Below are 21,969 nucleotides of genomic sequence, written 5' to 3' on the forward strand. Positions count from 1 at the left end.
TAGAGCCCTAAAAATTATCATTCCTCCACAGATTTTTTGAACTCGTTGAAACCGCATCTACCACTTTAAGAAGCTTTTTCAATTCCGCTTTGGTGCTAACCAATCCTCCGGTTATAACGTTTATTCCCAACGCTTTAAAAAGCCTTCCGACCTTAAGGGCAGAGCAACCCGGCAGTATCTCAACTATCTCAACACCATTGGTTTTAACCTGATTATACGCTTTCTCAACCGCCTTCGAATCGAGCGCAAATATACGCAATATAAAAGGTACCTTTACCTTCCTTGCGTAGTGAAAATTGCATAGCTTAACGCTTATTATGCCATCTACTCCTATAGCTTTAAGGTACTCTACAGCAGCCTTTCCATCAGAAAGGCCATCTATGAAGTCCATATCAACGTAAACATCTTTTCCCGCTTCCTTACAAGCCTTTACCTCCTCAGGAAGCTTACATAAGCTGGAGTTTAGAATAAAGACGGTCTTAACGGGGATCATTGTGGGATCGATAAAATCCCAGAGAGAGGCTATAACTCCCTTAAGCAGGGGATTTATAACTCGCATTTCTCTCCTACCAACTTCCTGACTTCCTCAGCGGTACCGAGATTTAGCGCCTCCTCTGCGAGTTCTTTAAGCTCAGAGAACCTCAGTCTTCTTATTAAAGCCTTAGCGGGCGGTATAAGCCGCGCGTTCATGCTCAGCTCGTCCACCCCCATACCCACGAGAATAGGAATCGCCTCCTTTTGCCCCGCCATCTCCCCACAAACGCCCACCCATTTACCGCAGGCGTGGGCTCCCTCCACCACCATCTTTATAAGTTTCAAAACCGCGGGGTTCAGAGAATCGAAGAGATAGCTCAACGACTTATTGCCTCTATCGCAAGCAAGGGTATACTGTGTAAGATCATTTGTACCTATGCTGAAGAAGGCAACTTCCTTAGCAAGATGCTCGCTTACTATAGCCGCGGATGGGATCTCAACCATAATTCCCATCTCAACCTTCTCCGAATAGTCTACCCCCTTCTTCTCAAGCTCTTCCTTACATTCTTCAAGAATTTCCTTCGCCCACCTTACCTCATCGAGAGTGGCAACCATCGGAAGCATGAACTTAAGATTTCCCTTAAGTCCTGCCCTTAATATAGCTTTAATCTGGCTCTTTAGCAAGTCCGGATACAGCTTCTGAAGCCTTATTGCCCTTACCCCTAAGAAAGGATTATCTTCTCTTGACATAGGTATATAAGAGAGAGGCTTATCTCCCCCAACATCCAGCGTCCTTATTATAACGGGCTTATCTCCCATAATTTCAGCAACGCGGGAATAAGCCACATATTGCTCCTCTTCTGACGGCATCTCGCTCCTGTTTAAAAACAAAAACTCGGTTCTTAAAAGCCCTATGCCTTCGGCTCCAAACTCAAGGATTTCACTGACCGTCTCGAGATTACCGACGTTGGCTACCACCTCAATTCCATGTTCATCCAAGGTAATTGCAGGCTCCTTAGCCTTTGCCAGAAACTCTCTTTCGAGGGCTTCCGTCTCCTCTCTTTTTCTCTCAAAGACTTGAATGAGATCCTGAGGAGGATTCACTATGAGTTTTCCCTCGCTACCATCGAGTGCGACCCTGGTCCCGCTCGGAATTTTCATTACTTCCGATCCAAGTCCAACAACTGAAGGTATACCCCACATACGTGCAAGGATAGCAGCATGGGATGTGGTTCCCCCTTGAGCGACAGCTATCCCCGCTATAAGATTCCTATCCAAGGAAGCAGTTTCAGATGGAAGAAGCTCCTCTGCTATTAAAACCACTTTATCCTCTCCCTCTATCTTAAACTTAAACTCCCCCTCACCAGACAGAATTCTCAAGACTCTATCAGCAATATCTCTAATATCAGCCGATCTCTCCTTCATAAGCTCTGTATCCTGATTTTCAAGCTTTTCGGCCCATTCTTCAAGAACACTTGATATCGCCTCACTCGCAGAAGCGCCTTTCTCCCTGATAAGCGACTCAACCTGAGAGAGCATCTTTTCATCTTTTAAGACCATCGCATGAAAGTCAAATATAGCTGCTACCTTGGGATCCCCTTCCTTAGATATTCTCTCCTTAAGCCCTCTGATCTCCTTGAGCGCCAAAGATATAGCTTCTTTAACCTTTTGAAGCTCTTCCTCAGGAGATCCCTTTGACTCCTTTTTACTATCCTTCTTCCTTCTAAAAAAAACATAAGCAGGTGCTACCACATATCCAGGATAAACTGGCGTTCCTCTAAACTCGCCCTTTGTTATCGTTTCCTCCTTCTGAATATCAATGGATTCAGCCCTCCCAGATTCGCTCTCAACCTCACCAAAGCCCGACTCAACAAGCTCTTTCAATGCCTTAAGTGCTTCCTCTGCATCCTCACCCTGAGCGCTTATCCTTATCCACTCCCCCTTATTTGCGGTACCGTTAACTGCCATTTCCATTACGCTTTTGGCATCTGCTGGGGGCTTGCCAGCCGTGATATTCTGAACAATGATCTTAGACTTAAACTTATTCGCAAGTTGAACAAAAATAGCAGAAGGTCTCGCGTGCAAGCCCGTGGGGTTTATAATCTGAACCTCAACGCTCTTTACCTCACCCTTAGAAGCCTCCTTCTCCTTTTGAGGCAAAGGAGCTTCCTCTCCCTGAACCTTAATAACGGGAACCTCCTCTGCTCTTTTCTTTACTTCATCCAAAGATAAACCTTGGGCTGTAGCCGCCGCGGCGGCTACAGCCCCCTCGACCAAAGGAGCGTTGCATAGCTTTATTCCTGCCTGCATTTCCTCAGGCAAGGATTCCACACACATCTGCGTTGTCATTATAGCGCTACCAAGATCCATGAGGATCAAAACCCCATCTTCGCTATAAACTTCGTTTATAGCATTCAGGATCTTCTCAAAGCTCGTGCCTAAGCTTCCATCATCAAGCCCCCCGGCAGCCCTTATTGGGATTTCCTTTCCCCCCGTCATCTGCTTGGCAAGCTCCACCACACCTTCAGCCAATTTATCGCTGTGAGAAACTACAACGATTCCTACCATCTGTTTTCCCTCTGCCTCCTTTTATAAAGAGATATCCAGAAGCCAACCCAAGCTATTGGAAAGAGAATCATATTTAACCATCTATTAACCAGATAGAACATATATTCACTCCAAACGAGAGGCACTACGAATAACACCACTATGAGCCACCGTGGAAGGCTCTTTTTCTTCAATTTAAGGCTTTATCCCCCTTTCTCCTTTTCAACCTCAAGCATAGCTTTAAAAAGCAGATAGGAAGATGTAGCTCCTGGATCCTGATGCCCAATGCTTCTATCTCCAAGATAGCTCGCTCTTCCCTTCGTAGCCTTCATAGGAATGGTTTTTTTCATCCCATCCTCAGCAGCACTAACGGCAGCTTCAAGCATTTCTCTTAATGAAGCTCCACTTTTAAGCTTTTCCTCGAAGGCTCTCAAGGCAGGTGCTATAGCGTCTATCATCGTCTTTTCTCCCTCGGTAGCCTTGCCCCTCATCTGTATACCTTCTAAAGCAGCCTTTAGTGCCTGATAGAGCTCCTCCGGCGTTATTTCCTCCTTCTTGTCAAGAACCTTAGCAGCATACATAAAGGCTGTACCGTAAAGGGGCCCTGAGGCTCCTCCAACGCTTGAAACAAGCGCCATAGCACAGCTTCTCAAGATAGTGCCTATATCCTTATCCTTAACTCCATCTAAACTACTCATAATCTTTGTGAAACCTCTATCCATGTTTATACCGTGATCGGCATCCCCTATAGCGGAATCAAGCTCCGTGAGATAATCCTTATTTTGCTTAAGAAGCTCTGCAGCCTTTTGTAGAAATTTTAGTACATCTTCCTTGGTTATCGCCATTCCCTATACACCCCAACGCAAAGCTGGTGTCTTTACAGGAGCATCCCAAAGCTCCTTAAGCTCATCGTCGAGTTTAAGTAGGGTGATAGAAACGCCTTGCATTTCAAGTGAAGTTATGTAGCGTCCTATAAGCTTCCTCGCTATCTTTATGCCCTTACCCTCAAGGATCTGATGAAGCTTCCTGTAAACTATATAGAGCTCTATATCAGGAGTTCCTCCCATACTATTAACAAACGCAAGAACCTCATCTCCAGCTTTAAACGGAAGGTCCTCTATAACCGCCTCAGCGAGCATCTCAGTAATCTCGTCTGCGCTCTTCAATTTCATCCTTTGACGACCCGGTTCACCATGAATCCCTATGCCTATCTCCATCTCATCCTCAGCAAGCTCAAAAGTGGGCTTACCAGCAGCTGGAACCGTACAGGGAGTAAGCGCCATACCCATGCTTCTACCCCAGCCGTTCACCTTACGACAAAGATCTGCTAGCTTCTTAAGATCATACCCCTTTTCAGCTGCAGCTCCGCATATCTTTTCAGCAAGCACGGTCGTTCCAACGCCACGCCTTCCCTGCGTGTAGAGGCTGTTCTCCACCGCTACATCATCATCAATTATCACGCTCTCCACTTCTATGCCCTCTGACCTAAGCATGTCAGCTGCCATATCGAAATTCATAACGTCCCCACTATAATTCTTAACGATGAAGAGTACCCCAGCACCACCATGAACCTTCTTAGCAGCCTCATACATCTGATCCGGCGTCGGTGAGGTGAAGACCTCGCCAGGGCAAGCAGCATCGAGCATTCCCATGCCAACAAAGCCGGCATGCATGGGCTCATGTCCGCTGCCTCCACCGGAAACTATAGCGACCTTATCCTTAACGGGAGCATCCGCACGATAGACGAAGTTAGGTCCAAAGTTTACCTTAACGAGCTCGGGCCAGGCTAACCCCAATCCCTCCAATGACTCCTTTACTACATCCTCCGGCTTGTTGATCAGCTTCTTCAACCTTACTCGCCTCCCTGTTCTCCCTCCTTCTTCTCAGGAAGGAAAGGTGTGATAAAGAGATCATAAAGAATCACTCCAAGAGGACCTCCAATCAGGGGTCCTATGATTGGTGCCACTATCCAATATGGACCGCTAAATAAGCCCTTGGTTCCAACGAGAGCGCCAAAAAGTCTTGGTCCAAGATCACGCGCAGGATTGATGGCGTATCCGCTGGGACCACCAAGGGTAAGACCCACGGTAAGAACCACAAACCCAACCAACAGAGGACCCATGTTAGCCTTAGCTCCAAGGTTCCTTTCATCCAACACGGCCATAACTCCGATAAGAAGCACCGCCGTTCCAAATATCTCAGCTATGGTTGCGTTAGCCAGTGAATAAGAAGCCACTGCCTTCGCCGTTGATACCGCACCCCAGAAGGCCTTCTCAAAGACGGATCCAGGTCCGGTACACCATACATTGGGCATTCCGGTAGCTTTAAGGCCATCATAGTAAACGAGATAAACGCCCAAACCACCAACAAAGCCACCAGCGGTTTGAGCTATCCAATAAGGTATAACCTTAGCCCATGAGAAGCCCCTCTTAACGGCAAGCGCAAACGTAACCGCGGGATTGATGTGAGCACCTGAAACTCCCCCAGCAGCATAGACGGCAAGAAAGACCGCGAATCCCCATCCAAAGGCTATGGTATTCCAGTTATACGCGACCGATGCCAATCTCGGTGCGAGTCCAACATGAGCCACGACGCCATCTCCCAAGAGAACCAAAAGAAACGTTCCGAAGAATTCCGCTGCCAGTTCTCCACCCAGCGAGTTCCGTTTCATACCTTTCGTCCCCCCTTCCGGTTAGTTGTTTTCCATAATCTATGCCCTAAAGGAAAAGCCACACTTTAGCTGTCCCCAAAGTGTGGCTTTCTCCCCTCCTCTGCCACTTAATCAATATTTCATTATTCTACAGTAAAGGATATCAAAAAAGCCTCACAAAGTCAAGAATATTTTCGGCACTCCTCCCGGAGAGGGCATGAGCCACACTCCGGATTTCGAGGTCTGCAAAATCGCCTTCCTATTGATATAAGTAGCTTATGAGCTCGCAATCTCTCACCCGGGGGGAAAAGCTCCATTAGTTTTACTTTCATAAATTCGTATCCATCTTTCTGTTCTGCAATACCAAATCTTTTTAAGATTCTGCCTATGTGCCTATCTATTGCAAAAGTGTTCTCATAACCAAGATGTAATAAAATAACATCCGCAGTTTTGAAACCTATTCCCTTTATGGAAAGCAAAGCCTCTCGAGGATTATCCTCTTTAAGAAGATTTCGCATATCTCCTTCCCATCTTTTAATAACCGCCTCTGCAAGGTTCCTAATCGTCCTCGCTTTAGCACGCTTAAGACCCGAGGGTGATATAAGCCTTTCCAGCTCGTTCTGTGATAGGGATATAATCTTTCGAGGCGTTATCTTTCCACTTAATGTATCTCTCATCAGATTAAAAGCCTTTATAGCATTCAAATCAGACGTATTTTGAGACAGCACGGTGGCTATCGCAATCTCAAATGGATCCTCCGAGATAGAACTTGAAAAAACACCATTTAAGCTTGCCTTTTTAAGAAGAAGGTCTCTTAGGCTCATGAGCAACTATGTAATTTCACTTAATCCAAGCCTTCTTAACGGGAGCCATGACCTTTTTACCGTTCGCAAGGGTTATAACTATTCTGAAAGCGCTATTCCTATCAGCAGCAACGCTATTATCGTAACACCAAAGATTAAGCCTCTTTTTCCCTGCCACCCTTATGTATATCGAACCATCGTAAGCGCTAAGAAGCTTTCCTCTCCCATCCGTAACAGCGATCACAGGATATCCGTTTCCATAGTAGGTGTCCCAGCGAGCAAAACCACCCCTGGTTGAGTAAAGCTCTATCCCAGTTATAACCGCATTCCCCTTAACCCTCAGTATCAAGTGAAGATCCGGTCTGTAATCCTTTCTGAGAACCTCAGCGCTTGAAACCAAATCCTTAGGCCCATTTCCCATTACCGTACAGCTTTCAACGATAAGAGGGGTTCTATAAATCTCCTTTCTCTTAACCAAGGAAACTGCCCTTCTACCGTTTGAAAACCAAATCGTTATTCTATACCTTGTGCGAGGATCATTTATACTTCCATTGTCCCAAACATAGAGATAAAGAAGCTTGCTTCCCATAAGAGGAATATTTACAGACCCATTAGAAAGATTAAGCAGATTCCCCCAGTCATCGGTTACGGCTATGACGGGTTTCCCATCACCAGGAATGGTATTCCAGATCGAATACCTTCCACTAACGTTCCTTATCTCAATCGCAGTTATGGAAACGCCCTTCCCTTTTAACCTCACAGCAAATCTTCCATCTCCATATCCATCTGGGCTTATTTCCTCCCACGGTCCAACGTAATCAAGGGAGGAAAGTCCATACAAAACGGCACTTTCTATATAAGGACCGATAGAGGGCCTTGAAAGCCGAGTAAGCTTCCAGTTGAAAAACTCAACGCTTGAGGAATATTCTCCCGTAGACCTTGCGAAGAAGCCCACATATTTAAACGGCGTCTTTCTAAGCAGTAAGCTTCCAACGAGCTTCCAAGAATCGTTAAGACTCCTTCTAAAGAGAAAATTAAGCCTACTCCCCACCTTTTTTACCATCAAGAATCCTTCCCTCGCCCTGAACGGCATCTCAAACCTGCCCTTTGACTCGGGAAAAGCGCTAAGAGAGAGAGGCGATAGCCTACAGTTGCCTGGTATAGATCCCTCAATCTTTACTCTATTTTTCCCAACTACCTCAAAAAGCAAGAAAAATGTCCTCGTTTCTCTCCCATCCCAGAGAATCAACCCAAATGAGCTTGACGGATATTTCATTCTCGCTTTAAAGGCGGTTTCAAACCTCCAGCTTCCCGCAGGAATTTCCTTCACAAGGAGGGGAGCCCCCTCTTCGGTCCTTCCCTTACGGTAGCACCCCCATATATCCTGGTAAGGGTTAGAAAACAGATAAAGCCTTTGAGCACCAAAGAAACGATAAACATCGTTCCCTTCTGGATCACTCCACCTCCAACCGAGAGCAAAAGAAGCATCTACTATAAGCCACAAGACGCAGATAATCACCACTCCCACAAACGCAATTTTTTTCATCTATATATCCCTCCCGAGAGCTTAAAAGATTCCTTAAAGAAGATTATAGCAGAAGAAAAAAATTGAGGGGCACCGCCTTAAGGCGGTGCCCCTCAAAGAAATGAACTCCCGTTTATTCCAGATTAGGGCCAGATTCCCCTAACCTTCATAGCCTCAGCAACTCTCCCTATGGAGAGAACATACGCAGCGGTTCTCATATCTATGTTGTGCTTCTTATGAATGTTGTAAACATCATGGAACGCCTTGGTCATTATCTTATCGAGCTCCTCGTGAACTCTCTCAACGCTCCACCAGTATCCCATTCTTCCCTGGACCCACTCAAAGTAAGAAACGGTAACACCACCAGCATTGGTAAGTATATCGGGCAAGCAGATTATACCCTTATCGAATAGAATCTTATCTGCATCCGGGGTCACGGGACCGTTAGCAAGTTCGGATATAACCTTGGCTCTTATCTTATCGGCATTCTCCTTGGTTATAACGTTCTCGAGAGCTGCGGGCACAAGAACATCAACCTCAAGCTCAAGAAGCTCCTCGTTGGTTATCTTGTCAGCATCCTCGTAATTAACGACGGATCCGGTCTTGGTCTTGACCTCCTTCACTTTCTCGTAGTCAAGCCCCCTCGGATTGTAAATGCCACCCTTGGAGTCGCTGACCGCAACAACTTTCACGCCAAGAAGCTCCGTATAAAGCTTGTGAGCAAAGGAACCAGCATTACCATATCCCTGAATGGCACAGGTAGCGCCTTCCTTAATGCCAAGGACCTTCATAGCCTCTCTGGTAACGAAAGCTCCGCCTCTCGAGGTCGCATCTCCTCTCCCCTCAGAACCACCAATGATGATCGGCTTACCGGTGTAAACCCCGGGCTCGCTCCAACCCTTAACCTTCTCATAAGTATCGACGAACCAAGCCATAACCTGAGGATTGGTGTAAACATCAGGTGCGGGAATATCATAATCAACGCCAACGAAACGGGATATAGCGAGAGAGTAAGCTCTGCTCAACCTTTCAAGCTCGGACTGAGACATCTCCTTAGGATTACATGCGATACCGCCCTTCCCGCCACCGTAGGGAATACCAACAGTAGAACACTTCCAAGTCATCCACGCGGAGAGAGCCATAACCTCTTCAAGCGTAACCTCGGGATGATAGCGAACTCCTCCCTTGTACGGACCGCAGGCGTTGTTATGATGGGAACGATAGGCCTTGAAGACCTTTATCTTACCATCGTCCATTTTAACCGGTAGGTGCATCACAAGAACCTCTCTTGGATATTTGAGAGCCTCGAAGAGATCATCGCTCACATCCTCAAGATAAGGTCTCGCAGCCTCCATCTGCCTTAGGACATTCTCAAATGGATTGGGTTTCTGCTCACACATATTTCATCCCTCCCGCAATTTTTTCTTTCTCCTTTTTCTCTCCTCTGCTCAACTTAAAGAAGATAAGGCTTTCTTACCCATTTCGTATCCTATTCCGAAAGCCTCCATGTTCTTCTCCTCCGTTCCCTTGGGAACCCTGTCAAGGATGGCTTTCTTAAACGAATCCTTGCTAACCACGTTCTCCATTAAGGCACATATTATGCCAAGAGCAAGTATATTGGCGAAGAGAGGCTTACCAAGCTTCTCTATGGTCGTCTTTATTATAGGCAAGTGAAGGATCTTCCCCTTAACCTGAGGCAGTTTCTGTACAAAGAAGCTATCAGCAACAAGCACTCCCCCCTTCTTAAGATCACCACCATATTTATCCGCCGCCTCTTGAGTTAAAACAAGCGTAATATCAGGAGAGGTAACCTTAGGATAGTCTATCTCATGATCGCTTATTACTACCTCAGATCTGCTTGCTCCTCCCCTTGCCTCCGGGCCATAAGACTGCGTTTGAACTGCATTTTTCCCCTCATAGAGAGCAGCCGCCTCTCCAAGAATTATGCCCGCGAGTATCATGCCTTGTCCCCCAGAACCGGTAAGCCTTATCTCAAACCGCTCTATCATCTACGCCCCCTCCCCTCTAATCCGGTTGCGCAGTTCCCCATAAAGCTCCGTATACTCTGGAGCATCTCTATCGGCGAATTCCCCTATGACTATCTTGTTTTCAAGTTCCTCGGGAGACATCCTCTTTGCTTTTGAGAGAGGAATGCTATTCTCCTTAAGCCACTGCATCATTTTAACTGCATCTCCTATCTTGTTTCTTCTACCAAACTGCGTTGGACAAGGCGAAACCACTTCCACAAAGGCAAATCCTTTCTTCTGTATGGCTTTTCTAATATAGCGCTCAACCTGTGCTACATGATAAACCGTCGTTCTCGCAACATAAACGGCACCAGCAGCGGAAGCAAGCTTACAAAGATCAAATTGCTGTTCTATAAATCCATAAGGCGCAGTCGTCGCCTTAGCTCCATGAGGCGTAGTTGGAGAGACCTGCCCTCCCGTCATGCCATATATATAGTTATTTAAAACGATCGCGGTAATATCGATATTCCTCCTTGCAGCATGTATGAAGTGATTTCCTCCTATCGCAGCGCAATCTCCGTCTCCCATGACCGCTATTATCTTAAGATTAGGCTTAGCAAGCTTAACACCAGTAGCAAAAGCGAGAGATCTTCCATGCGTGGTGTGTAGGGTATTAGCGTTAATATAGCCTGGTATTCTACCAGAACATCCTATTCCAGAAGTAACCATTATATCCTGAGGATTATAGCCAAGAGAATCTATAGCCCTCAGCATCGCGTGAACCGCGATGCCATGCCCACATCCCGGACAGAATATATGAGGGAAAAACCTCGTTCTTATAAAACGCATAATGTTCTCGCGCGGCATAGCTAAGCTACCTCCTTTATCTTTTCGACTATCTGAGAAGGGGTAAGTATATCACTGTCAAGCCTCGTTAAACTATAAACCGGACACCTACCCGCTACTGCCCTTTCGACTTCCCTGACCATTAAGCCTATGTTCATTTCTGGGACTATAACCGCCTTAACACTCGAAGCTATCTCTCTTAAAGGCTCATCTGGGAAGGGCCATACTATAATGGGTCTAAAAAGCCCCACCTTATATCCCTCCTTACGAGCTTCCCTAACCGCCCTCATGGCCGATCGAGCTACGCATCCAAAAGCCACAATTAGAATTTCAGCGTCCTCTACCTCGAACGTGGAATACCGAGTTAACAAATTCTTTCCTTTCTCAAACTTCCTTAAAAGCCTTAAATTCATAGCCTCTATCTTTTCCGGATCGTTAGTAGGGAAGCCCCATTCATTGTGGGTTAACCCAGTCATATGGAAGCAATAACCCTCTCCATAAGCAGCCATGGGAGGAACATCGTCCTCGGGATCCGCGAGATATGGAAGATATTTCTCAGGTGGTACTGTCGGTTTCTTTCTGTTAATTACTTTTATTTCGCTCTCATTGGGAAGCTCCACCCTCTCCCTCATATGCCCTACTACCTCATCACTCAAAATAACAACGGGAGATCTAAACCTCTCAGCCAAATTAGATGCCTCTATCGTAAAGTCATAACACTCCCTCACAGTAGAGGGAGAAATAGCTATAAGAGGAAATCCTCCGTGAGTCCCCCACCTCGCCTGCATAAAATCTCCCTGCATAGGTTTAGTTGGTGTTCCCGTGGAAGGCCCGCCTCTCTGAACATCAACCACAACGACTGGAATCTCAGCTATTATCGCAAAGCCAAGATTTTCCTGCTTTAACGAGAAACCAGGTCCACTCGTCGCAGTCATGCTCTTCAAGCCCGCGGTCGAAGCCCCAATCGCAGCAGCCATGCTTCCTATTTCGTCTTCCATCTGAATAAAAGTACCACCAACCTTTGGAAGCTCCGCTGAAAGAATCTCAGCTATTTCAGAAGAAGGAGTGATAGGATAGCCCGCAAAAAACCTTATACCCGCCGCAATCGCACCCATTGCTATCGCACGATTTCCTTGCCAGAAGACAACCTTACCCACTTTCTCCCGCCTCCTCAACGGTTATAGCAAAATCGGGACAATAGTATTCACACATCTTGCATCCTATACACTTCTCCTGATACTTAACCTCCGCTTTGAGCCTCTCTCCCAAAATCAAAACCCCTTTAGGACAGAAAGCTATACATATCCCGCATCCCTTACACCACTTCTCGTTTATCTTAACGGAAAATTTCGCAGCCAATCTCCATGCCCCCTTTTTAACAGTAGGTATTATTACCACCTGGCAAATTATACAACCATGCAAGCTAAATTTCAACCCCTGATAGAAGGAAAATAAAAAATTTAAAATTATAGCATCGGATCCAATAACACAGCTTTTTTGCTGTATACATCGCGCAAAACCAAAGCAGGAGGATCACTCCCCGCAAAATAGAAAGCAGTATCATAGAAATTAAGCTCTGTCCTCTCCCCCGTTTCAATGTAAGCCACTTCCCAAGGATAAAATCCCTCAGGAATGGTAAGGCCCTGCCAAGAAAGCATATTCCCCTCAATGCTCAAAGAGCGCTCCATTGAAATGAGCTCTTCAGGAGTAAAAGGATCCTTAATGACAAGGCTTACCTCATTTACCACACCCTCACGGCTTTTAAGAAGGAGCTTAAAATACAAGTTAGAGCTAACTGAGGAGCCAAGATAAACCAGATTCCCCAGCTTGATCAAGTTTTGATAAGCAAATTTTTCAGGAATAACCCAGGTATCACCTCCTTCCTCCTTTGTCAAGTCAATTTTGAGCCCGCTTGGTAAAAGAAGTTTAACGCTCTTAAGCGGAAATCTCTCTCCTTCCTTAACCCATGCCTCAAGGAGATAAGATGGTTCGCTCAAATCCAAGAGCTTAACTTCCCAAAACTTCAAATGAGTCTCTGCTATTCTTTCATTTCCCTTAAGTAGCCATTTCCCTTCTCTCTTGCCAAAAAGCATATGGTATATCTGCTTATGCATATACCCCCCAGAGCTTTCATACTCTACAAGGACATCGCCCTCCGCTTCAGCACCACCGGAAAGGAAAAAATTATCCTCTAAAAGCTCAATACTTTCTATCCTTCTCCAATTGAGTTGATCAAAGAAGTCATCCTTAACCATGCCATTAAATAGAAAATCCTCCGTGAGATAAGAATCCAATCTCTCCTTGCTCCCAGAGTTATAACCTTCCTTAAGCCTCTCAAGAAGGGAGTTTATGCTCCTAAAAGCCTCTTCGGCCTCACCTCTTCCAACCGAAATTATCAAAGTATCAACAGGAGTAAAGAAGCTTCCTCCGAAGAGCATCTCTCTCAGTATCCAACTTGCAGGATAACGATCTATACTCGATGCTATTTCCCTGCCCGCTCCTACAAAAAACCTCCCAAGATATGAAAAGATACCATCATTGGGGAGAGAAAGATAAAGAAGATTAACAAGCATGGAATAAAGGTCATTTAACCGCGGATCGTGAGGAGAAGTTAGAACAGCATTTTTCAAAGCTTCATAGGTTAGCTTTATATCGTCCTCCCTATTAAAGAGGCTTTCCACAACGCCATTTGTATCGATCCCAAAAGCGTTCAAGAAGGAAACGACGTAATTAACGAGATTCAGATCAAAACCCTTAAAGTGGATTTCAGAAAGCGAAGGATTATCATCAATGAAGGAAAGCTCATCAAATTGAGAAGATGTTCCCTCTCCAAAGGGAAGATCAAAGGATCCTGAAGATAATCTCAGAAGATAGAGAGCGGGCGAATTAGAATCGATGGTGAAAATCTCATTAAGCCCTGAGATCTCAAATGATCGCTTTGAAGTGAAGAAGCCTAAAGTAGAAGTTATCGAAAAATTAATACAGCTGTTTTTCACCCCTCCGGAAAGGATCTCTTGAGGAATGGCCTCTATACCAAAAACCCCACAAAAGCATAAAGAGCTACCCGTGGGCTGAAGTGAGATAAGGTAATCACTTCCTATAAGTGAAACCTCCACCTTAAAGTGATAGGGAAAGCCAAATTCAAAAGATCGCTCGTCGAGAGATCCCCCAGAGAGAGGAAGAGAGACAATAGCTGGCTCTGATGAAGTGGGTTTCCCATCCAGTGAGCTTTCTGAAGGAAAAACTTCTTCAGGTAAGCTCATAAAAGCACTAATATAGTAGGAAGAAAACTCGCTTCTTTCAAGGTAATCATCCACAGGAGAAACCTCTGAAATGAAATCTGAAAGCGGAGAAGCATTTTTCATAGAGTTAAGTCTTCTTCTCGCCAGGCTAGGATCAGACTCAAAGACGCCAGGAAAGAGAAAAAGCAGGGTCTTCGCGGTCTCCACCGGACTCAGATAAACCACTTCATCACTTGGAGTAGCAATCGTTAGAAACCAGCTACCCGAAGGAAGCAAAGCTCCTATCAAACTTAAGCCCTTTTTCCTAACCTTGACTTCAAAGAGATCCGATTTCGGTGTAAAGACGCTACCATCCACATTTCTGACCTCAATCTGACTCAAGCTAATCCCAGCGGGCAATATTATGCGTGCCGTTTTTTGGAGAGTATCAGGAGTTTTAATTTCCTGATACTCTTCGCACGCACATAGATATACAGAAATAAAAAGAAAAGCAATCAAAACTTTATTCCTTAAGATCACCTGGTATTATCTCCTCTAATGGCTTTTCAAACTTATAGATTATGGGATAGTCGAGATCCTTAGCCCACGCCTTTCCCTCTTCCTCATAAAATTCCACTTTAACTTCCTTAACTGCATCTTTAGCAACCACCTTACAGAAAAGCTTAGCATTTGAAGGCAGGTTACCTTTATAAATCGCCTCCTTAGCCTCTATTTCTGAAAGAGAACGCGCTATTTTATCGGCATTTTTAGCCCCAACCCACTTGTCTTTCTCCTGCTTTATGGATATTTTCTTACCATCAGGGAAGATAACGCTTATCTCGGTTAAAGAGTAATAATTGCTTCTTAAGGGACGCTTATCAAGAAGCTGATTAACCGAAGAAATCCTAAGATCCTTGGGGAAATATCTTCCAAACTTATAAACGCTGTTTGCCCCCTTGACCATTCCCCAGACGTAATCTCCATCCTTGCTCCAGCTATAAAGTACATCATACTTCTTTCCTTCCTTCGTTTTAAGCTCTACCACAAGCTGCGGAGAGTCTAAGCCAAACTTCTTGAGATTCTTAGGATTATCGATGATCTTATCAGCTTTTCCCTCAACTATATCCCACAATATATCGGTTAGCTTATCCTGATCCACAGGAAGGCGGGCAGGATAGATCATGTCCCACAAACTCTCCTTATTCCTCTTGAACGAGAATTTTCTATCATCCTTAGCATAGCTCATCGTAAAGCTTTCTATGGAAATGGTATTCTCAACAAGCATATCCTTCTGCCTTAAAGCAAATAGATCCTTATTCAGCTCCTTGAACACATAAGGAGCAACGAGGTATATAGCAGTCTTGCTTTTAAGCTTGAGATATCTTTCCGCGGTTATCGGGTTTTCCTTACCAAATAGCAGAGTTATTTTCTTTCCTTTTTTATTCTCAACGGTGAATATCATCGCTGGGTCGTCAAGCCCATATTCCTTAAGATCTCCAGAATCAGCGACTTTTTCCTTCGTAGCATTTTTCAAAGCACTAAACATAAGCATGATCGTCGTATCATCCGCACCCGTTTTAACCGGAGAAGCGATTTCCCAAGTATCTTTCCCCTTCCTTACAACCTTAACATCAAGATTCTTAGATTCTATCTTCAACTCAAAAGCTGATATCTCCTCGCTTTTCCAAGGGAGAAGTTTAGATTCCTCCTTTTTCTTTCTCTCAGACGGTATATCAAAAACAAATATATAGGTTAAAAGGGAGGCAAGTATAATGGTTAAAATCAGCGTGCTTCTCCTCATCACAATCTCCTCCTTCTAATCCAAGCGATACCACCAAGCAGGAACAGAGCTCCAGGAATTCCAACGAGAGAGAGCCAGAAATTGAGTCTCCCAAGCCACGAGGGTATTATAAAGAGCGTATACTTTCCTTTGCCTATGGGGAGCTGAACCAGCTTTCTCTCCTTGGAAAGATAAAAGACAAACTTTTCCACTAAATCTCCGTTCCCGGAAACTCTAAAGTAAGCGTTTCTCAAGAAATCGCTATCACCTATTATTATCGCTTCACTCCCCTTATTCTCACTCTTTACAAGATAGGAGATCGTCAATGGTCCCTTTATATCAATTCCCTTGTCAAACTTTATAGCTTTAGTTTTTGGGGTGATGCCCATTTCAAGCCAGCTTGTTGGTCCCGTCTTAAGCAGAGCTATATCCTTAAGCTTTCCTTTCTCCTTCCTTAAAGCAGTAGTTATAGGGAAAAAGGTAGCAAGATTGAACTCAGACAACACGTCATTAGCCGGATATCGAATGATAACAGGAGTTAAGGCATTGCTACCAAAAGCTTTTGCAAGAGGATCTATAACCACTCCATCATAAACGAAGGTCTCAAACAGATCCAGACACCACTTTTTCCAGCTTTTCGGAGAATCATATTCCAGCGCGAGAAAAATTTTCCCTCCGTTAAGGAAGTAATCCCTAAGCGCATTAAGTTCTACCGGTAGAGGTTCCCTTTTGGGAGCGACTATAACCACGCAAGAGGCATCAGGAGGAACCTTACCCTTTAGAAGAAGATTCAACCCCTTGGGCTCAAATCCCTTGTCTTTTAAAGCATCTCTAAAAGCAGATATTCCGTGATCATCTGGATCATCAAGTCCTGGCTCACCATGTCCCGTTAAGAAATAGATAATCTTTTCTTTTCTCCTCTGAACCTTTATTATCGCATTCGTTAAATTCTCCTCATCGAGATAATCTATTTTTACCTTGCTCTTCCCCTGAATAACCACAACTTGACCGAAGGAATCCACTCCATACTTTTTCGCCTTAAGCGGCTGCTTACTCGCATCAATTACAAAGTAATCTATCTTAGGGCAATAGTACTTATAAGTTTCCAAAAGCGTTCTGTATCTTTCCATATCATCGCGCGCTGGAAAGGCAAATATTTCTATCCTGTCCCTAACCCCTCTTAAAACCTTTATGGTTTCCTTATCAAGCGTATTATCCTTCCAAAGGGTTAGGTCCCACCTGTAATAGTGCCTATCGACGATAAAGTTTATAGATATAAGTATGCCGAGAATCAACAGAAAGTTCACAATGAGGGTTTTTCTATCGGTCATCTACTTCCACCTCCTCGACGAAAGAGAGATAACGGATAGGTAAAGAAAGAAGACCGTCAAACTTAGGAAGAACGCCACATCTCTGAGATCGATAACCCCCTGCGAGAAGTGTCTGACTCTACTGAAGATAGCGAGCTTTTCAAGTATTTTACCTACTATTGGAGAGGTAGCTCCGAAGTTGGAAGCAGCCCAATTAACGAACCATAGCAGTATCAATATAGCGAAGGAGAGCATAGAAGCGGTAGCCTGCCTTCTCGTGAGAGAAGCAGCAAACACTCCTGCCGCTATAAAAGCCGCTCCTGCAAGGAACATCCCTATGTATCCTGAAACAATTAATCCCAGATCAAGCTTTCCCGCCCTACTTAAGGTTATAGGCATATAAAGCAGTATAGCTAAGACGATAAGGTAAACCACATAAGAAGCGAGGAATTTTCCCATAACTATCTGAAAATCCGTTAGAGGAGATGTCAATAGGAGTTCGAACGTCCCAGAGGATTCCTCCTCTGGAAAGCTTCGCATCGTCAGCACAGGGACGAGAAAGATCAGAAGAAATAAAACATCCTGAAAAACAGGATAAAATATGAACTTTGTTGAGTTAAAGCTAAAGCCTCCCCATCTTGAAAGCTGAAGGATATAATAAGCAAGCACATTTATGTAGAGATACCCAATTACGAGCAAGAACGCTCCTATAAGAGTGTAAGCCAAGGGAGAAAACAAATAGATTTTCAGATCTTTCTTAAATATTGAAATAACTCCTCTCATGATGCCTCAGCCTCCTCCTCGGTAACAAGCTCAAGGAAAACTTCTTCCAAAGTCATGGTAACGGGCTTAAGCTCGAGCAATCCAGCCCCAGCGCTAACTATAACACGCGCTATATCTTCCCGCAGGTCAAGATTTTGCGGATATTCCACGAGTATGGAACCATCCCCAGATGGAGAAACGCTTATGATACTTGGAAGTTTTTTAAGCTCCTCTACAACCTTATCAACATAGCGTGCTACCTTAACCTCCACCTTCTTTGAGGGCCTTAAGCGTGCCTCAAGTCCCTCAAGCGTATCCTCAGCAACTATCCTACCTCCGCTTACAATTATTACTCTGTCGCACGTAGCAGTAACCTCAGGAAGAATATGCGTTGAAAGTATAACCGTGTGCTTGCCACGCAGAGACTTTATTAACGATCTTACTTCCGCTATCTGAACCGCGTCAAGTCCACTCGTTGGCTCATCGAGTATAAGAAGATCTGGATCAGAGATTAAAGCCTGAGCTAAGGCCACTCTTTGCCTGTATCCGCGTGAGAGGTTCCCAACCAATCTGCCGTAAACATCTTTCAAACCGCAGTAATCGATAACCTCAGATAGTCTCTCCTTTCTAAGCTTCTTAGGTACCCCTTTTATCTCCATCACAAACTTCAGATACTCCTTAACAGTAAGCTCTTTGTAAAGCGGTGGATTTTCAGGAAGATAACCAATCCGCTTCTTAACCTCAAGAGGATTTTCAACAACATCATAACCGGCTACCCGGACCCTCCCCGCAGAGGGAGGGAGGTAGCCGGTTATTATCCTCATTGTGGTCGTCTTACCCGCGCCGTTAGGTCCGAGAAAGCCAAGTATTTCCCCTTCTTTAACCGTAAACGATACATCCCTCAAGACCCATCTACCGTGAAACTCCCTGCCAACCTCCTCAACCTCTACCAATGCGTTGCTCACCCCCTCTTATACTTCGTCACCTCTCTTAAAAAGCGCTTCCTTTTCTCTATGTCTTCTTCCCCTTCCACCTCCTTGCTTGCAAACCCGTCTATAACTCCAATTATACCTCTACCCTGCTCGGTCTCGGCTATGATAACCTCAAGGGGGTTAGCGGTAGCGGTAAATATCCTGCAAACTTCCTGGCAGTTCTTTATAGCGTTTAAAACATTTATCGGATAGCCTTCCTTAAGTAGAATAACGAATGCATGTCCGGCGCTTAGCTTCTTAGCGTTCTCTATAGCGACCTTCTTAAGCTCCTCATCGTTCCCATCATGCCTTATAAGGCAGGGACCCGATGCTTCGCAAAAAGCTATACCAAACTTAAGGTGGGGAGAACTGGTTATGAGGATTTCATAAAGGTCCTCAACTGTCTTTATAAAGTGACTGTGACCAAGTATTATATTGCACCCCTCTGGAATCTCCATTTGGACAACCTCAAACTTGACCAATAAGATTCACCTCTCTCTTAAAGCCTCTTGGCTATCTCCTCCGCCATCTTGAGGGTGGAAACAGCTTTGCTCTCGTCCTCACCTTTATCCCTGAGAATATCGTAAGTAACGTATTTGCCCTCTTCAAGCACCGATATTATAGCGCTTTCAAGTCTCTTAGCGTAATCTTCGAGATCAAGGTACTCAAGGAGCATCTTGGCAGCCATAAGCATCGCCGTGGGATTTATCTTATACTGACCAGCATATTTAGGAGCAGATCCGTGAGTAGGCTCAAAGAGCGCATAATTATCCCCTATGTTTCCGGAAGCGACTACGCCCATACCTCCAACGAGCTGAGCGCACTCATCGGAGAGAATATCTCCAAACATGTTCGTTGTCACTATAACATCATAATTCTGCGGATTCTTGACAAGCCACATGGCAGTCGCATCCACGTTCTCTTTGTTCCACTCTATATCTGGATAATCCTTAGCTACCTCCTCAGCTGCCTCGATAAACATTCCACCAGTCAGTCTTATAACATTAGGTTTCTCTACAACGGTTACCTTCTTACGCCCGTTCTCCTTTGCATAGTTAAAAGCAGCTCTGATTATCCTCTCGCATCCTTCCCATGTGAATACTCTCAAGCTTCCTGCCACTTCCTTTTTACCCCTAAATCTCTCCATATTAGGATGAAGCTTATATATCTCCTCAGGGATCGGTCTCCACTCAACCGCAGCATAAAGCCCCTCAGTATTTTCCCTGAAAAGAACTATATCTATATCAGGCCTGTGAGCGGGAACGCCCGGAAGCGTCTTAAATGGGCGAAGATTAACGTAAAGATCAAACTTCTGACGTATCTGAAGTATAGCAGACTTAAAGCCCTTAACACCAGGCTTGCTGGTTATGGCAGCTAAAAGAGCAGCATCGCTATTCTCGAGAGCTTCCCAAGTTTGCGGGGGAACAGTATCTCCATATTTTTCCCACATGCACCAACCGGCGTCTGCCCTTACCCATTCGATCGGGGGCTTAAGCTCCTCCATAACCAGCATGCAGGCTTCCATGACATCATGACCGGAATCGTCTCCGGGAATATAAACGACCTTGTACTTATCTTTCTTCTCCTTGACTTTCATTCTTCCATCCCTCCCTTATAACTATTGTTCCCTTTGTTCCGAATTATACCATAGGCTTACGACATAAAGAAGGGTGCTTTCGATTTTTGGATTATTGTGATATAATCCCCCCTCGGGAGGTGAAGAACGAATGGCAAGAAGATGCGAGATATGCGGGAAGGGACCAACAACTGGATACAGGGTCAGCCACTCTAACAGGCACACAAAGAGAAGGTGGCTACCTAACATCCAAGAGGTAAGAGCCATCGTAGATGGAAAGGTTAAGAGAATAAAGGTATGTACCCGCTGTCTCAAGAGCGGTAGAGTCATTCGAGCTATATAAGAGTTATAATTAGCGCGATACCAACCACCGTGGCGACAGCGGGAAATACTTCCTTATAGACTTCAAACCATGTAACTTTATAGTACTCCTTAGTGGTTATAAGGCAAAGATGAAAGGGAGACAATAGGTGTCCGGAATAACCGCTTACAAATGTCCACGCAGCGAGCTTGAGATCCACGGGACTTCCCATAAGGGGAGCCAAAACGGAGAAAGATATCGCCACTCCTGCGGTAGTCATCCCGGTCATGAATGATATTAGAAACGGGAAGAAAAATAGAGAGAAAAGAAGCGGAACATCGGCTCCCTTAAGCATATTCGGAACAACATAAACTGCATTGCTCACCTTGAGCATACTCTGAAAGTAGTATATGACGAATACCGCCAGTGGTAGATTAAGCTCCACAGAGGAGTTAAAGATTTGCTTTACCCTGCTTAATGAAAGTCGCTCAGAAATTATCTCTCCAACCACTGCGATCAAAAGAAGAATAACTATATTTATTCTGAAAACCAGAAAGCCAAAAAGCACGAGAAGTATAGGCCAAATAGTCTTAGCGAGATTTAAGAGCTTAACAGGCGTTAGAGAGAAGCTTTCTCTAACAATAGGTCGCGGAAACCTAAACCAGCTGAAGATCATGCCCAGAGCTATGGCAATAAAAATAAAAAACCATTGATGGGAAGCCACGGAAATAAGAGAAACTCCTAAAAGCGAAGCCTCAAGAATGACAGAAGGATAAACCGGGAGTGAAAACTCCCAAACATGCCTGAACCAATAATTTATGAAGTGCCTTAAGCCGGAGGGGATGGTTAAATCCTCTCCGATTTTATCCGTTAAGGACGCGGTGAAAAGCGCCCCTGCAGGCATAGGGAGAAAACCCACTATCATGGGGGGGAAAAATATTACCGCTCTTTTATCCCCTATGATGTCTGAAAGTCTCTGCACCATACGCTGAAGAGCCCCTGTATCACGTAAAAGCCCATTAAGAAAGAGAACGAGTATAACTATGCTTATTATCTTCCAAACTACGGCACTACCTGCGGTAAGCTCAAAGGCTTTCCAGAAACCAGAAGCTCCCACATTGAACAAGATCCCGAGAACGAAAGCTCCCAGAGCCACCGTCAAAGCAAGATTTACCCTCCTGAAAAGCAAAACTATGAGCAAAACCAGAACCGCAAGCAGCTTTAATCCCTCCATGT

At 44.8% G+C, this 21,969-nt stretch carries 22 protein-coding genes; 1 reads left to right on the forward strand and 21 read right to left on the reverse strand.

Going from position 1 to position 21,969, the window contains the following annotated elements; all coding sequences use genetic code 11:
* Positions 1–7 precede the first annotated feature (7 nt).
* The 20 genes from J7M13_06790 to J7M13_06885 form a co-directional block, all read right to left on the reverse strand.
* The gene (locus J7M13_06790) at positions 8–559 is read right to left on the reverse strand and encodes a glycerol-3-phosphate responsive antiterminator (protein MCD6363687.1); all 552 of its coding nucleotides are present in this window, start codon (positions 557–559) and stop codon (positions 8–10) included.
* Positions 547–3,042 carry a phosphoenolpyruvate--protein phosphotransferase gene (ptsP, locus tag J7M13_06795; protein MCD6363688.1) on the reverse strand — a complete coding sequence of 832 codons (2,496 nt, stop codon included), beginning with the start codon at positions 3,040–3,042 and terminating at the stop codon, positions 547–549. The genes J7M13_06790 and ptsP overlap by 13 nt, the downstream gene beginning before the upstream one ends.
* Positions 3,036–3,215, reverse strand: coding sequence for a hypothetical protein (locus J7M13_06800; protein ID MCD6363689.1), 180 nt, complete (start codon positions 3,213–3,215; stop codon positions 3,036–3,038). Before J7M13_06800 ends, ptsP begins: the two co-directional genes overlap by 7 nt.
* A gap of 9 nt (positions 3,216–3,224) precedes the next feature.
* Entirely contained in the window at positions 3,225–3,866 is a 642-nt protein-coding gene (dhaL, locus tag J7M13_06805) for a dihydroxyacetone kinase subunit L (protein MCD6363690.1), read from the reverse strand.
* A gap of 3 nt (positions 3,867–3,869) precedes the next feature.
* Positions 3,870–4,871: a dihydroxyacetone kinase subunit DhaK gene (gene dhaK, locus J7M13_06810; GenBank protein MCD6363691.1), complete on the reverse strand. Its 1,002-nt coding sequence runs from the start codon at positions 4,869–4,871 to the stop codon at positions 3,870–3,872.
* 2 nt (positions 4,872–4,873) lie between these two features.
* The gene (locus tag J7M13_06815) at positions 4,874–5,692 is read right to left on the reverse strand and encodes an aquaporin family protein (protein ID MCD6363692.1); all 819 of its coding nucleotides are present in this window, start codon (positions 5,690–5,692) and stop codon (positions 4,874–4,876) included.
* A 161-nt stretch (positions 5,693–5,853) separates the two neighbouring features.
* A complete protein-coding gene (locus J7M13_06820) occupies positions 5,854–6,495 on the reverse strand; it encodes an endonuclease III (GenBank protein ID MCD6363693.1) in 642 nt (213 codons plus the stop codon).
* A 16-nt stretch (positions 6,496–6,511) separates the two neighbouring features.
* Positions 6,512–8,020, reverse strand: coding sequence for a hypothetical protein (locus J7M13_06825; GenBank protein MCD6363694.1), 1,509 nt, complete (start codon positions 8,018–8,020; stop codon positions 6,512–6,514).
* Positions 8,021–8,142: 122 nt separating this feature from the next.
* Positions 8,143–9,399: a Glu/Leu/Phe/Val dehydrogenase gene (locus J7M13_06830; GenBank protein ID MCD6363695.1), complete on the reverse strand. Its 1,257-nt coding sequence runs from the start codon at positions 9,397–9,399 to the stop codon at positions 8,143–8,145.
* Between the two features lie 48 nt (positions 9,400–9,447).
* Entirely contained in the window at positions 9,448–10,008 is a 561-nt protein-coding gene (locus J7M13_06835; protein ID MCD6363696.1) for a 2-oxoacid:acceptor oxidoreductase family protein, read from the reverse strand.
* Complete coding sequence (locus tag J7M13_06840; GenBank protein MCD6363697.1) at positions 10,009–10,833, reverse strand: 2-oxoacid:ferredoxin oxidoreductase subunit beta; 825 nt, start codon at positions 10,831–10,833, stop codon at positions 10,009–10,011.
* Between the two features lie 2 nt (positions 10,834–10,835).
* Positions 10,836–11,969, reverse strand: coding sequence for a 2-oxoacid:acceptor oxidoreductase subunit alpha (locus J7M13_06845; GenBank protein ID MCD6363698.1), 1,134 nt, complete (start codon positions 11,967–11,969; stop codon positions 10,836–10,838).
* Complete coding sequence (locus J7M13_06850) at positions 11,962–12,171, reverse strand: 4Fe-4S binding protein (protein MCD6363699.1); 210 nt, start codon at positions 12,169–12,171, stop codon at positions 11,962–11,964. The genes J7M13_06845 and J7M13_06850 overlap by 8 nt, the downstream gene beginning before the upstream one ends.
* A 107-nt stretch (positions 12,172–12,278) precedes the next feature.
* Entirely contained in the window at positions 12,279–14,573 is a 2,295-nt protein-coding gene (locus J7M13_06855) for a nuclear transport factor 2 family protein (GenBank protein ID MCD6363700.1), read from the reverse strand.
* Positions 14,557–15,834, reverse strand: a complete 1,278-nt coding sequence (locus tag J7M13_06860; protein ID MCD6363701.1) for a DUF4340 domain-containing protein — start codon at positions 15,832–15,834, stop codon at positions 14,557–14,559. The genes J7M13_06855 and J7M13_06860 overlap by 17 nt, the downstream gene beginning before the upstream one ends.
* A complete protein-coding gene (locus J7M13_06865; GenBank protein ID MCD6363702.1) occupies positions 15,834–17,144 on the reverse strand; it encodes a GldG family protein in 1,311 nt (436 codons plus the stop codon). The genes J7M13_06860 and J7M13_06865 overlap by 1 nt, the downstream gene beginning before the upstream one ends.
* On the reverse strand, positions 17,145–17,906 hold the full coding sequence (locus J7M13_06870) for an ABC transporter permease (GenBank protein ID MCD6363703.1): 762 nt from the start codon (positions 17,904–17,906) through the stop codon (positions 17,145–17,147). It abuts the gene before it with no gap.
* Complete coding sequence (locus J7M13_06875; protein MCD6363704.1) at positions 17,903–18,838, reverse strand: ABC transporter ATP-binding protein; 936 nt, start codon at positions 18,836–18,838, stop codon at positions 17,903–17,905. The genes J7M13_06870 and J7M13_06875 overlap by 4 nt, the downstream gene beginning before the upstream one ends.
* Before the next feature lie 8 nt (positions 18,839–18,846).
* A complete protein-coding gene (locus tag J7M13_06880) occupies positions 18,847–19,314 on the reverse strand; it encodes an adenosine-specific kinase (GenBank protein ID MCD6363705.1) in 468 nt (155 codons plus the stop codon).
* 41 nt (positions 19,315–19,355) lie between these two features.
* Positions 19,356–20,453, reverse strand: a complete 1,098-nt coding sequence (locus J7M13_06885) for an isocitrate/isopropylmalate dehydrogenase family protein (protein MCD6363706.1) — start codon at positions 20,451–20,453, stop codon at positions 19,356–19,358.
* 130 nt (positions 20,454–20,583) lie between these two features.
* Here J7M13_06885 and J7M13_06890 point away from each other — a divergent pair, with 130 nt between their 5' ends.
* Positions 20,584–20,775 (forward strand): 50S ribosomal protein L28, encoded by a 192-nt coding sequence (locus J7M13_06890; protein MCD6363707.1) that lies wholly within the window; start codon positions 20,584–20,586, stop codon positions 20,773–20,775.
* Here the strand turns inward: J7M13_06890 and J7M13_06895 are convergent.
* Positions 20,768–21,967, reverse strand: a complete 1,200-nt coding sequence (locus J7M13_06895) for a DUF401 family protein (protein ID MCD6363708.1) — start codon at positions 21,965–21,967, stop codon at positions 20,768–20,770. The two genes, J7M13_06890 and J7M13_06895, sit on opposite strands and share 8 nt — an antisense overlap.
* Between the last annotated feature and the right edge of the window lie 2 nt (positions 21,968–21,969).

It is taken from the genome of Synergistota bacterium (genome assembly GCA_021159885.1).
In the GTDB taxonomy this organism is placed as follows: domain Bacteria; phylum Synergistota; class GBS-1; order GBS-1; family GBS-1; genus AUK310.

Bases quoted from the DNA above. Each gene is read 5' to 3' on its own strand.
- J7M13_06890 (MCD6363707.1), top strand. From the start codon at position 20,584: ATGGCAAGAAGATGCGAGATATGCGGGAAGGGACCAACAACTGGATAC.
- J7M13_06835 (MCD6363696.1), bottom strand. From the start codon at position 10,008: ATGATAGAGCGGTTTGAGATAAGGCTTACCGGTTCTGGGGGACAAGGC.
- J7M13_06815 (MCD6363692.1), bottom strand. From the start codon at position 5,692: ATGAAACGGAACTCGCTGGGTGGAGAACTGGCAGCGGAATTCTTCGGA.
- J7M13_06895 (MCD6363708.1), bottom strand. From the start codon at position 21,967: ATGGAGGGATTAAAGCTGCTTGCGGTTCTGGTTTTGCTCATAGTTTTG.
- dhaL (MCD6363690.1), bottom strand. From the start codon at position 3,866: ATGGCGATAACCAAGGAAGATGTACTAAAATTTCTACAAAAGGCTGCA.
- J7M13_06865 (MCD6363702.1), bottom strand. From the start codon at position 17,144: ATGACCGATAGAAAAACCCTCATTGTGAACTTTCTGTTGATTCTCGGC.
- J7M13_06825 (MCD6363694.1), bottom strand. From the start codon at position 8,020: ATGAAAAAAATTGCGTTTGTGGGAGTGGTGATTATCTGCGTCTTGTGG.
- J7M13_06860 (MCD6363701.1), bottom strand. From the start codon at position 15,834: ATGAGGAGAAGCACGCTGATTTTAACCATTATACTTGCCTCCCTTTTA.
- J7M13_06870 (MCD6363703.1), bottom strand. From the start codon at position 17,906: ATGAGAGGAGTTATTTCAATATTTAAGAAAGATCTGAAAATCTATTTG.
- J7M13_06830 (MCD6363695.1), bottom strand. From the start codon at position 9,399: ATGTGTGAGCAGAAACCCAATCCATTTGAGAATGTCCTAAGGCAGATG.
- J7M13_06840 (MCD6363697.1), bottom strand. From the start codon at position 10,833: ATGCCGCGCGAGAACATTATGCGTTTTATAAGAACGAGGTTTTTCCCT.
- J7M13_06885 (MCD6363706.1), bottom strand. From the start codon at position 20,453: ATGAAAGTCAAGGAGAAGAAAGATAAGTACAAGGTCGTTTATATTCCC.
- J7M13_06880 (MCD6363705.1), bottom strand. From the start codon at position 19,314: ATGGAGATTCCAGAGGGGTGCAATATAATACTTGGTCACAGTCACTTT.
- J7M13_06820 (MCD6363693.1), bottom strand. From the start codon at position 6,495: ATGAGCCTAAGAGACCTTCTTCTTAAAAAGGCAAGCTTAAATGGTGTT.
- ptsP (MCD6363688.1), bottom strand. From the start codon at position 3,042: ATGGTAGGAATCGTTGTAGTTTCTCACAGCGATAAATTGGCTGAAGGT.
- J7M13_06790 (MCD6363687.1), bottom strand. From the start codon at position 559: ATGCGAGTTATAAATCCCCTGCTTAAGGGAGTTATAGCCTCTCTCTGG.